Source organism: Mycolicibacterium gadium (assembly GCF_010728925.1).
Classification (GTDB): Bacteria; Actinomycetota; Actinomycetes; order Mycobacteriales; family Mycobacteriaceae; genus Mycobacterium; species Mycobacterium gadium.
In genome coordinates, this window is record NZ_AP022608.1 from 3448923 (window position 1) to 3460492 (window position 11570).

11 protein-coding genes and 1 pseudogene are annotated in these 11570 nt (G+C 64.1%); 9 read left to right on the forward strand and 3 right to left on the reverse strand.

Annotated elements, in window-relative coordinates; genetic code table 11:
• Window positions 1-28 precede the first annotated feature (28 nt).
• Together G6N36_RS16940 and G6N36_RS16945 are read left to right on the forward strand one after the other, a co-directional pair.
• A pseudogene (locus tag G6N36_RS16940) lies at window positions 29-1304 on the forward strand (IS30 family transposase).
• Between the two features lie 69 nt (window positions 1305-1373).
• Complete coding sequence (locus tag G6N36_RS16945) at window positions 1374-2033, forward strand: SDR family oxidoreductase (RefSeq protein WP_163687849.1); 660 nt, start codon at window positions 1374-1376, stop codon at window positions 2031-2033.
• On the opposite strand, the gene G6N36_RS16950 is transcribed toward G6N36_RS16945, so the two are convergent.
• Genes G6N36_RS16950 through G6N36_RS16960 form a run of 3 tightly spaced genes read right to left on the reverse strand, consistent with a single transcriptional unit; the run spans window position 2017 to window position 6151 of the window.
• The gene (locus G6N36_RS16950) at window positions 2017-4221 is read right to left on the reverse strand and encodes a molybdopterin-containing oxidoreductase family protein (protein ID WP_163687851.1); all 2205 of its coding nucleotides are present in this window, start codon (window positions 4219-4221) and stop codon (window positions 2017-2019) included. The two genes, G6N36_RS16945 and G6N36_RS16950, sit on opposite strands and share 17 nt — an antisense overlap.
• A 53-nt stretch (window positions 4222-4274) precedes the next feature.
• Entirely contained in the window at window positions 4275-5348 is a 1074-nt protein-coding gene (locus G6N36_RS16955) for an NAD(P)H-dependent amine dehydrogenase family protein (protein ID WP_163687854.1), read from the reverse strand.
• Window positions 5349-5362: 14 nt separating this feature from the next.
• Window positions 5363-6151 (reverse strand): SDR family NAD(P)-dependent oxidoreductase, encoded by a 789-nt coding sequence (locus G6N36_RS16960; protein WP_163687858.1) that lies wholly within the window; start codon window positions 6149-6151, stop codon window positions 5363-5365.
• A gap of 101 nt (window positions 6152-6252) precedes the next feature.
• Between G6N36_RS16960 and G6N36_RS16965 the strand changes: the two genes are divergently transcribed.
• The 7 genes from G6N36_RS16965 to G6N36_RS16990 all read left to right on the forward strand — a co-directional run bounded on the left by G6N36_RS16965 (window position 6253) and on the right by G6N36_RS16990 (window position 11559).
• On the forward strand, window positions 6253-6852 hold the full coding sequence (locus G6N36_RS16965) for a TetR family transcriptional regulator (RefSeq protein ID WP_163687860.1): 600 nt from the start codon (window positions 6253-6255) through the stop codon (window positions 6850-6852).
• Between the two features lie 40 nt (window positions 6853-6892).
• A complete protein-coding gene (locus G6N36_RS16970) occupies window positions 6893-7624 on the forward strand; it encodes a hypothetical protein (RefSeq protein WP_163687863.1) in 732 nt (243 codons plus the stop codon).
• 57 nt (window positions 7625-7681) lie between these two features.
• The gene (locus G6N36_RS16975) at window positions 7682-8284 is read left to right on the forward strand and encodes a TetR/AcrR family transcriptional regulator (RefSeq protein WP_163687867.1); all 603 of its coding nucleotides are present in this window, start codon (window positions 7682-7684) and stop codon (window positions 8282-8284) included.
• Window positions 8285-8419: 135 nt separating this feature from the next.
• Window positions 8420-9952, forward strand: a complete 1533-nt coding sequence (locus tag G6N36_RS16980; RefSeq protein ID WP_163687869.1) for a nitric oxide reductase activation protein NorD — start codon at window positions 8420-8422, stop codon at window positions 9950-9952.
• A complete protein-coding gene (locus G6N36_RS16985) occupies window positions 9949-10734 on the forward strand; it encodes a CbbQ/NirQ/NorQ/GpvN family protein (RefSeq protein WP_163687872.1) in 786 nt (261 codons plus the stop codon). Before G6N36_RS16980 ends, G6N36_RS16985 begins: the two co-directional genes overlap by 4 nt.
• Window position 10735: 1 nt before the next feature.
• Window positions 10736-10867, forward strand: a complete 132-nt coding sequence (locus G6N36_RS30120) for a hypothetical protein (protein WP_024445692.1) — start codon at window positions 10736-10738, stop codon at window positions 10865-10867.
• Window positions 10864-11559, forward strand: coding sequence for a hypothetical protein (locus G6N36_RS16990; protein ID WP_163687873.1), 696 nt, complete (start codon window positions 10864-10866; stop codon window positions 11557-11559). Before G6N36_RS30120 ends, G6N36_RS16990 begins: the two co-directional genes overlap by 4 nt.
• Window positions 11560-11570: the final 11 nt, after the last annotated feature.

The window sequence follows — 11570 nt, forward strand, 5'->3', positions numbered from 1 at the left end:
TCTCTGATTCGTGTGGAGGCGTGTTGCGTTGTCTGTTTTGACTTTGAGCTCTGTTGTTCGTCAGTTCTGGAGGCATGTCAGTGATGGCCATACTGTCGAGGAGGCAAGCTGGGCTGTCGGCGTGTCGAGGCGCACGGGATTTCGCTGGTTCCGCGACGCTGGCGGGGTGAAACCACGATCGGTAGTGCCCAGCTCATCGGGCCTGAAGCCGCGGATGACGCTGCAGGATCGGATTCAGATCGAAATCGGCGTGGCGACCAATGAGTCGCTGCGTGCGATTGGTAGCCGGCTGTTACCTCCTCGGCCGGCGTCGACAATCAAACGCGAAATCGACAACAACGGCCGACACACCGTCGATCACCCGGACCGCAACTCAGGGTATCGGCGAAAGCATGCGTTCGGGGCACGCCAGAGTGGCCGCAGCGCCGCGGGGGGCTACTGCGCGCTGACGGCGCAGGCATACTCTGATCGGCGGGCGCGTCGCCCGAAAGCGGGCAAGCTGGCTGTTAGCGAAGCTGCACGATGAAGTGCAGGCCCGGCTGCTCGACGAGCACAGTCCCAAGCAGATCGCCAAGCGGTTGGTGCTGGATTTTCCCGACGATGTGGAGATGCGGGTGTCGCACGAAACCATCTACACCTCGATTTATGTCCAGGGCAAAGGCAGTCTGCGTCGCGAACTGCATACCTGTCTGCGCACCGGGCGAGCGTTGCGTAAGCCCCAGCGCCGCCCCGATGAACGCCGTGGTCGCATCCGCGACATGGTCAACATCAGTGAGCGTCCACCCGAGGTTGAAGACCGCGCGGTGCCCGGGCATTGGGAGGGCGATCTGATCCTGGGCAGTACTGCCTCGGGTTCAGCGATTGGCACCGTGGTCGAACGGATGACCCGGTTTGTGATGTTGCTGCATCTGCCCGACGATCACACCGCGGTGGCCGTGCAGGAAGCGATCGTGGCGAAAATGGCGCAACTGCCGTTGATCCTGCGCAAAACACTGACCTGGGATCAGGGCAGCGAGATGGCCAACCATGCGGCGATCGCCCAAGCCGCCGAGCTCAATATTTACTTCTGCGATCCGCACTCCCCGTGGCAGCGCGGCACCAATGAGAACACCAACGGCCTACTGCGCCAATACTTTGCCAAAGGCACCGACCTATCGGTCTTTCCGGCCGATTACCTCGACTACGTCGCGACCAAACTCAACCGCCGGCCCCGCGAAACCTTGAGCTGGAAAACACCCGCCGAAGCCCTCGACGAACTACTGTCCAACCCGTCCAAACCACCCGCTGTTGCATCTACCGCTTGAAACCGCCGGCGAATACATGTGCGGGTAACCCACGTTCGGCGGAGAAGTTGAGACCGTAGGCTGGGCGACATGCGCGTCGTCATCGCCGGTGGGCACGGCAAGATCGCCCTGATTCTCGAACGGCTGCTCGCGGACCGCGGAGATGCGGCGGTCGGCCTGATCAGGAACCCCGACCACGTCGCCGATGTGGAAGCGACTGGTGCCCAGGCGGTGGTCGTCGATCTCGAGTCGGTCACCGCCGCCGACGTCGCCACGCACCTGCAGGGCGCCGACGCGGTCGTGTTCGCGGCGGGGGCAGGCCCTGGCAGCGGCGCGGCACGCAAGCAGACCGTCGACTGTGACGCGGCCATTCTGCTCGCCGACGCAGCCGAGGCCGCGGGAGTGCGGCGCTACGTGATGGTGTCGGCAATGGGTGCCGACGTCGAGGCGCCCGACGACATCGGCGATCCGGTCTTCGTCGCGTACCTGCGCGCGAAAGGCCATGCGGACGACGTGATCCGAGACCGCGATGCACTCGATGTCACGGTCGTGCGGCCCGGACACCTCACCAACGACAAGGGCACGGGTCGGGTCGAGCTATCCGACCAGACCGGGCATGGTGACATCCCCCGCGAGGACGTCGCCAGGGTTCTGCTGGCGGTGCTCGACACTGCCGAGACCGCCGGGCGCACGTTGGAGCTGATCAGCGGGGAAACGCCGGTCGCCGAGGCGGTCACGCAAGCGCGGTGACGACGACCGGGATGTTGCCCTGACGCGGTAGGCCGGTGATGCGGTCGTAGTCGACGTCGGTCGGAACGAGCCGGCCGACGTTGGTCCCCCTGCTGCGAAACTCCGCGTCTTCTTCGGGCAGCCCGCCGAAGGCGTGATGCATCGCGACGACGTCGGGCCGCAGTGTGTCGTCGGCTTCCAGCACCGCCGGAACGCCGTCGTGCGGGGAATCGATTCGCACCGAATCGCCGGACTGCAGGCCGAGTGCGTCGATCGCATCGGGGTGCATGTACGCGGGGTTGTACGGTTTGCCCCGGTGCAGGGCGGCCAGGCTGGTTCCCGACGAGTTCATGAAGTTCTGACTGCGTCGCGGGATCAGTCGAAACGGGAATGCGGAATCGCTTCGAGCAGCAGCGAAGTCCTCGAGCATGACCTCTGATAACTCAGCCAGCAGGTATGCGTTGCCCACGTCGAGCCGGGCCGTGCAGTCCGGATCCCGCTGCTCGACCACGGCATCCACATCGAAGATCTTGCCGTGCGGATGGCTGCGTACCTCGTCGAAAGGGATACGCGAAGTCGAACACATTTGCGCGAACAGCTCTTCGGTAGAGAGGTCGGTGTCGCGATTCATGTTGAGCACCACCGGCGGTGATTCCATGAACCTGCCCCCACCGCCGCCGAAGAAGTTCACGAACCACAGATCCAGGTTCATGCGTTTGGTCAGTCCGAGGAAGAACTGCCACTCCTCGATGAGATCGGAGCCCGCCGGCGGATCGAGGAGGCGGGGCACATATTGCGCGTATGCGGCGGGAATACCTGTGCCGCTGGTGTAGTACTTGATCAGCTCGCTGCCCATCGTCATCGCGGGCGTCTCCATCTGCATCATCGGAGCGATGACATAGTCCGCGAGCCGCGACGTCAGCGACATCTCGGTATCGAGGGTGACCAACAGGTCGAGGCTCTCCAGAGCGCGCAGGGTCTTTCGCTGATCGGGCCACGCGGCCATCGGATTGCCGCCGATACAGATCAGCGCCTTCACCTGACCATCGCCCTCGAGCAGGATCTCATCGGCGAGTGCCGCGGTCGGCATACCGGCCACGGTGTCGGTGAGATCGCGCATCCTCAACTTCTCGCCGTAACCCCACCCCTCATACGGCGGATGCGGCTGCGCCTTGGCCGTGAACGCAGGCATCAATGTGTTGGGCCGCAGCACTTTTTCGCCGGCCCGCTGCCAGCGGCCGCAGATCGTCGTCAGCGCCAGGCACAGATACTCGAGCAGGCTGCCGTGCATCGCGAAGTTCGCGCCGGTACCCGCGTTCACCATTCCGCGCCGCTCGCCGTACGTCGCGAACAGCCTTGCGGCGTCGATGAACTGGTTCTCGGGAATGTCGGCGCGGTCAGCGACGTAAGCCGGGGTGAAACCGGCCACGGCTGCCGCCAGGTCGTCAAAGCCGGACACGTTCTCCTCGATGAACGCGGTGTCGCACAGACCTTCGCGGATGACGAAGTTGATCATCCCGGCGAGAATCGTCACGTCTTCACCGGGGCGGGGTTGCAGGTGAATCGCAGCGCGAGCCGCCGTCTGAGACCGACGCGGATCGATGACGATGAGTTTCATCCCGCGGGCGATCGCCGCCCGCAGGTTCTGCGCCGGGTTCTGCCCGGGGATGCCGATGGCCTTGGACACCAGCGGGTTCGTTCCCACCAGCATCCAACTGTCGGCCTGGTGGAAGTCGATATCCCCGCCGAGCCAGTGACCGTGCGCGGCAAGCGCGATCTGCTTGCCGGGTTGGTCGATGGTGTTGGCGGTGAAGAACATCGGCGAGTCGATGCCCCTCATGAAGGCATTACCCATGAGCGCCGAGGCCGGGTACGGCAGCCCGTTCGTCCCCAGATACATCGCCACCGACCGCGGACCGTGCTCCGCAATGAGTTCCTGGAGCTTGGCCGCGATCTCGTCCATCGCGTGTCCGGACTCGATCGGCGCGTAGGTACCGTCGGCCTGTCGTTTCTGGCTGTGTAGAAGCCGCAGAGGGTTGTTGTGAATTTCGGGCAGGGTCCGACCCTTGACGCAGGTGTAGCCCTTGAACATGGGATTGTCCGGGTCGCCCGTCACCTTGGTGAGCCGGCCGTCGGTCACCGTGGCCAGCACGCCGCAGTGGGCCGAGCAGATGCGGCAGATGCCCGGCTGGGTGGTGGTATGGGCCATCGCCCCATGCTAAGCGACCGCTCAGCATCGTCGTGGTGGAATGCGGATAGCGGCTACCAGAACAGCCCGCGGATGACCGCTGCCTGCGGTATGTCCTCGACCGCGATCAGTCCTTTGGGGGCGTCGCACACCCAATCGATCACGTTGACCACCCTGGCCGCGGTGGAGACGCATCCGGCCTCGGTGACATCGAGCAGCGGATCCGAGACGTGCGTGTTCAGCTCGACCCGCGGCTCACCCTCGACCACCACGCGGTGCACACCGGGCTTGCCGACGGGCGGGAACTCCCACTCCGGCGCGGCCACCTCGGTCAGCCGGGTGATGTGCTCCATCGTGATCACCGGAACCCCGTCCCGCACCCCCTCGACCGCGAACTTGACCGCGGCCATGCCACCGGGCTCGACGGTGCACAGCTTGCACTCGATCCTCTGGTCGGTGTACCAGGGTTCGATCCGCTGTCGCACATCGTCGAGTTCGATGCCCAGCTGGTCGGCGAGATTGCGGACCGGGCCTCCCCACATGGTCGTCAGCACACCAGGCAGAAAGAACATCGGCTGCTCGTCATCCGCCTTCAGCCCGAAACCCATTGACTTACCGGTGAACTCGTAGTCGTCATAGTTCGCGTAGTCGAAAATCTCCTGGACAAGCACGGACGTCGCGCGGGTGACCAGACTGAGCGCGCTGTGCACCTCGGTGTCGCCGGAGTAGCCGGGGTCGATGCCGTTCACGTACAGCGACGAGTTGCCCTCCTCGCACGCTTTCTCCAGCGGTCCGGTCAGCCAGTCGTCGGCCTGACGCGGCGTCACCAGCCACACCATCGACGAGCCGACGACGTTGATGCCGGCGGCAAGGAGCTTCGCCAATTGCTGCACGGCTTCCATCGGCCGGGTCTCGGCCTGTGCTGTGTAGACGACGCAGTCGGGTTTGAGCGCGATCAGCGCATCGATGTCGTCTGTCGCGATGACGCCCGTCGGCTCGGTCAATCCGCACAGTTCGGCGGCGTCACGCCCGACCTTGTTCGGACTGGCCGCGTGCACCCCCACCAGCTCCAGATCCGGCCGACCGATGATCGCCTTGAGTGAATGCTGGCCGACGTTGCCGGTGGAGAACTGCACAACTCGTCGCATGTGAGGTTCCTCGCTCAGTAGTCGGGAATAGGCAGCGGTAGGTTGTTCGAGTCGATGCCGCCGTCCACATGGAAGATAGCGTTGGTCGCGTAACAGTCTCTGGTCGACAGATACACACAGAGACGCCCGAGGTCCTCGACGTCGCCGAGGCGGTGCAGCGGCGTGAGCCCGAGCATCGTGTCCAGCGCCCCCGGCATCATGTCCAAGCCGCTCTGTAGGCCTTCCGTAGCGAAAGAGCCCAGTGCGATCGCGTTGACCCGGATCTTCGGCGCCAACTCCTGGGCCATCGCCCGGGTGAGCGCTTCGAGCCCACCCTTGGCGACACAGTACGCAGTGAGCGCACGGATGCCGAAACGTGCTGAACCCGAGGAGATGTTGACGATGGACCCGTGTCCGGCCTCGATCATGTGCGGAGCAGCGAGCTGGCTCATGATGAACGCCGAAGTCACGCACCAGTCGAAGGTGCGCCTGAAGTCCTCGTCGGTGATGTCGAGAAACGACCCGAATGTTGAGCCGCCGACATTGTTGATCAGGATGTCGATGCGGCCGAACTGCTCCATGGCCGTCGACACGACGCGTTCACCGTCGGGTCGACTCATGGCGTCGGCGACCAGCGCCAGCCCCTTGCCGCCCTCCTTCTCGATGCCGTCGATCGTCGCGACGATGTCCGACTCCGTACGTGCTGTTCCGACGACGGTCGCGCCGGCTTCGGCAAGCACCCTCGCGATCCCCTGACCGACCCCCTTGCCGGCGCCGGTGACGATGGCCACCTGCCCGGCGAGGTTGAACTGCTCCAGCGCCATCCGCGTCCTCTCCTTTGAGTGCTGCTCATCTAACGACGTTCATTGACTGAAGTCAATAATCTGTCGTTCGAGTACGCGCGGTCAGACGGTAGAGTCGGCGTATGGCACTGGTAGACAGGACCTCAGCGCGTGAGACGAAGCGTCTGCAGACCCGCGAGCGTCTGATGGGAGCGGCTATCGCCGAGTTCAAACGCGCGGGGATGGCCGAAGCGGATGTCGGCGCGATCGTCGCGGCAGCAGGCGTCGCTCACGGCACGTTCTTCTTTCATTTTCCGACGAAGGAACACGTACTGCTCGAACTCGAGCAGCGTGAAGAAGAACGCATCGCCAAACAACTCGCGCGGGCCACGGGTTCCGAGCATGACCTCGCATCGATGCTGAGCGAAGCGGTGCGGCTGGTGATGGGGCTCGAACGCCGTCTCGGCGCGGTGCTGTTCAAAGACTTTCTTGCGCTTCATTTTTCACAGACACGACCCACCGACGAGAGCCGTCAGCACCCCGTGATCGTTGAGGTCGCACAGGCGATCGAACACGCCCGGAAGCGGGGCGAAGTAGCACCCGATGTGAACCCGATGAACAGCGCGGTGTTCTTCCTGCTCGGGCTGTATGCGCTGTTGACGACGACCCACGCGTGGCCGGGTCAGGCCGCGATGATCGACGACTACGTGACCAGGACACTGCGCAGCATCGAAGCAGAGTAGCCGATTGACTACCGTAACTGGTTGACTATAGTCAGTCTGCATGAATCTGCCCACGCTGAATCTGGGCCGTAAACGTGATGCCTCGACGAGCGCGAAGCCCTCCGGCAGTGGCCTCGACGAGCACATGGCGGCATCGCAGGCAGCACAGCGCCAGGCCGACAAGTGGCTCATCTCCGGCAGCCTGCTGATCGGAACCGCGGCGCTCGGCGTCTTCGGTCTGCCGCTGTTTCTGCGAGGGGTATGGCTCCTTCGCAAGGCGCAACGCGAAGGTCTGACGGTGCGCCCCATGCTGGTGACGCTGCTCGGCTATCTGGTGATCATCGACGCCGCGATCAACACCGTCGGATGGGCCTTGGACCTGGTCGCCAACCACACCATCCTGGCCCGAATCCTGTTGAACGGCTGGGGTGCAATGTTCGACGCAGGTTACTTCTGGCACTACAACGAACTATGGCTGGGAGGTGCGGCCGGCCCTGGCGAGAAGGCCATGGAAGTCGGGATGATCCTCACCGTCTTCACCATGCGCATCGCGGCGGCGATCGGATTCCTGCAGATGAAGCGGTGGGGGCACCAGTGGATGATCGTCACCTGCTGGATGGGCGTGCTCATCTGGTGTCTCTACGTGTTCAACATGACCATGTACGCCGACGTACGTTACGCGGGCGTCGTCCTGCCAGTCGTCGGCTGGTGGCTCTACGACATCTTCTACATCACCCCGTTCCTCGCGATCCCCTACCTGCATTCGGTGAATCGTGAGATCTTCTCCGACTGACAGTCAATGACTCAACTCATTGACTTTGGTCAGTAACTGAGTTACAAAGGGCGGACCATGACGCCTCAAGTCAAGCAGTCGGCGCGGGAAACGCGCCGGTTGCAGACGCGGGAACGCATCCTCGGCGCAGCGATCGCCGAGTTCAAGCTCGCGGGCATGTCCGGCGCCGACGTGAACGCGATTGCGACGGCCGCCGGCGTCGCCCACGGCACCTTCTTCTTTCACTTCCCGAGCAAGGAGCACGTCCTCCTCGAGTTGGAAAGCCGCGAAGAGGCACGGATGGCTGCCGATTTCGCCCGCTTCCTGGGCGACCCACATGATCTGGTGACGGTGCTCGATGAGGCGGTCCAGCTGGTGACCGGACTCGAAGAACGTCTTGGCCCGCTGCTGTTCAAAGAGCTACTCGCCTTGCACTTCTCGCCGACCCGGCCGACCAAGGACGAATGGACCGACCACCCGATGATCGTGTTGTTGGTCGATGAGATCGAACGGGCGCGCGGCGACGGTGCGGTGCATCCGGCCGTCGACGCGTTCTACAGCGCCGCGTTCTTCCTGCTCGGCGTGTACGGCGTACTCACGACGACGGGTAACTCCGCCATCCGGAACACCATGCTCGCCAAGCTGGTCGACACCGCCGTCCGAGGACTCGAGATCCGATGACTTGTAGCAAGGAGGCCTGACGTGGATTGGGTATGGGAGATCCTGCGATACGTCGCCGCTTGGGGCGGCACCGGTCTGATCATCTGGTTCTGGTACTGGATGTTCTCGAACATCGGCACGTTCTGAGCAATCGACATGTCTGAGCTCTCCGACACGCACGCGCTCGCCGTGGAACGCAGCTGCGCCGTCACGGCCGTCGCCCTCAGTGGGCAGCGGCGGGAAGGCGTCCGTCTGGTGAGCGGACAGCGGCGCGGCTTCGGTCTGAGCTCCACTCTCGATTTCGTGCATGTCCCGTATCCCCCGCCCGTTCGGGACTGGACCAGACGCAGCCTGACATGCGGTGTCGCGCTTCAATGTTCACCGTCGAAGGACCGCGTGGTCGACTACCGATTGAACGAGCTCTCGGCGCGGGAGCTGAGCGCGCTGACCCTCGTCGAGGCGGGCGTCGCCGTGGGCTGGATCGTCGACAACTGGCCTGGGCTGCTGGCGGAAGTGCACCGCCTGCTACCTGATCTCGCGATCGCGCCCAGCGACATGGATGGCAAGGAGATGCTCGACCGGGCGCTCGCGCTCGCGCGCACATCGCAACAGCTGGCTGTCGACCCACTGCTGGGCACGCTGCCCCGGGCGTACACAGACCCGCAGGGCATAACCGACAAACTGCGTCGCACCTTCGGTCGGATGCCCTGGACCACAACGCAAAAGCGGCTTCCGCGGCCGTACTCCGTTCCCGTCGGCGGCGACGGCGGAGTGCGCAATCCGAATCTCCCGCCGCCGAGCCGTCCGCAGGACAACGATCTGGACATCACACCCGAACACCGTCCCGGCATCCCGTATCCGGAGTGGAACGCATGGACCGAGAGCTTCCTGGCCGACCATGTCGCGGTGCTCGAACGCACGCATACGAGCCGGCAACGCCATCAGGTCATGGCGTCGGCCGATCTGCGGAAGTGGTTCTCCGAGCACACACATCGCGCCATGAAGAACAGGCTGGAGGACGGCTCCGATCTCGACGTCGAGCAGTACGTCAGCCACTACATCGATCTGACCACGGGCGAGGCCGTCGAGCCGCGCATCTTCCGGGACCTGCTACCCAGCAGCCGTGACGTCACCACCGCGCTGCTGCTCGACGGCAGCTCGTCGCTGGGTGTGCACGGCGGCAAGATCTTCAAGCTCGAATTGGCCTGCGCCGACGCACTTTCACAGGCGATGACGCTGGCCCGTGAGCGCCACGGGATCTTTGTGTTCACCGGCAACACCCGCCACCGGGTCGAGGTCACCTGTCTCAAGGACTTCGAGGACCGCAGGTTCGTGCCGCCGGGCGGTCTCGGACTGGCCACCGGCGGATATACCCGGCTCGGTGCGCCACTGCGCCACCTCACCAGCCGGCTCCTGGCTCAGCCATCGGAACGCCGGCTGCTCATCGTCATCGGCGACGGGCTGATCTCCGATGAGGGCTACGAGGGCCGTTACGCGTGGGCGGATGCCGCGCATGCCGTGGAAGAAGCCAGCGAGGCGGGCGTGAGCATCTATTACGTCGGTGTCGGCCCGACCCGCGTCGACCCGCTCCCCGAAGTCTTCGGACCTCGGCGCTCCCAACGCATCCGGCGAATCGAAGAGCTCCCCCGCGTACTTGCCCATGTACATCGAGAGTTGGTGGCCGCGTGACCAAAACGTACTACTCCAATGGCAACGAAGTTCAGCTGTTCGAACAGGCGTACCGCCAGCATCTACCCGTGATGCTCACCGGCCCGACCGGCTGCGGTAAGACACGTCTGGTCGAGCACATGGGCCTGCTGCTGCGGCGTCCCGTCGTCACGATCAGCTGCCACGACGACCTGACGAGCTCAGATCTCGTCGGACGGTTCATGGTGACCGGCGGCGACGTCGTCTGGACCGACGGTCCGCTCACCAGAGCCGTAAAGGCCGGGGCAATCTGCTATTTGGACGAGGTCGTGGAGGCCCGCCACGATTCGCTCGCGATCCTGCACTCGCTGACCGATCACCGTCGCGCGCTCTATCTGGACCGCGCGGGCGAGGTGGTCGAAGCACCCGAGGCCTTCATGCTCGTGTGCTCCTACAACCCCGCTTACCGCAGCTCGCTGAAGGAACTCAAGCCGTCGTTCCGCCAGCGCTTCGTCACATTGCCGATGCGCTATCTCCCGCCGGGCCATGAGGCGGAGGTGATCGTCGCCGAGGCGGGCATTGAAATGGGATCGGCCCAGCGGCTCGTGCAGTGCGCGACAGCGATCAGGACCGCGGACGAAGCGTTCCATTTCGAACCCCCGTCCACCCGGGTGCTGGTCACTGCCGCCCAGCTGATTGCTGCGGGCGCAACCGAATTGGAAGCGGCTGAGGCCTGCATCCTCGCGCCGCTGTCGAGCGACGGAGCCATCTCAGAAGGTTTACGCGAAGTAGCGGCAGCCAGCCTCATGGAAGGAGTCAACTGAGATGGTTGACCAGAAGGAACGCAAGCGCAAGAAGGCACTGATCATCCTGCAGATCGTCATCTACGGCTACCTGCTGACGATGTTCGGGATCCAGCTCTACATGTCCTTCGCCCGGGGGTGGTGGGAGTTGTGAGCCTGGACGTTCGATCGGGCGGCACGGTAAGCCTCGAGGAGCACGACGAAGAATCGCGGCTGGCACAGCGCCGGGCCGACAAGTGGATGATCGTCGGCGCCGGCTTGATGGGCATGTGGGCACCGGGGATCTTCGGGCTGCCCATCTTCCTGCGCGGAGTATGGCTACAGCGCCAGGCGGCGCGCGCCGGTCTGTCGATGCGCCCGATGATCGTCACCCTGATCGGCTACCTCGTGCTGATCGACGGGATGCTCAACAGCCTCGGCTGGGCGCTGGACCTCGTCGCCAACCACACGTTGATCAACCGCGTGCTGATGGTCGGCTGGGGTGCGATGTTCGACGCCGGATACTTCTGGCACTACAACGAATTCTGGGTCGGGGGCGCGGCCGGACCCGGCGAGAAGTCCATGGTGTTCGGGATGATCGTCACGGTGTTCGCGATGCGGTGCGCCGCGGCCATCGGGTTCCTGCAGATGAAGCGCTGGGGACACCAGTGGATGATCATCACCTGCTGGATGGGTGTGCTCATCTGGTGCCTGTACGTGTTCAACATGACCATGTACGCCGACGTCCGATTCGCCGGCGTGGTCTTCCCGGTCATCGGCTGGTGGCTCTACGACATCTTCTACATCACCCCCTTCCTGGCGATCCCGTACCTGCATACGGTCAATCGCGAAATCTTCTCCGACTGAACCTGATTCGA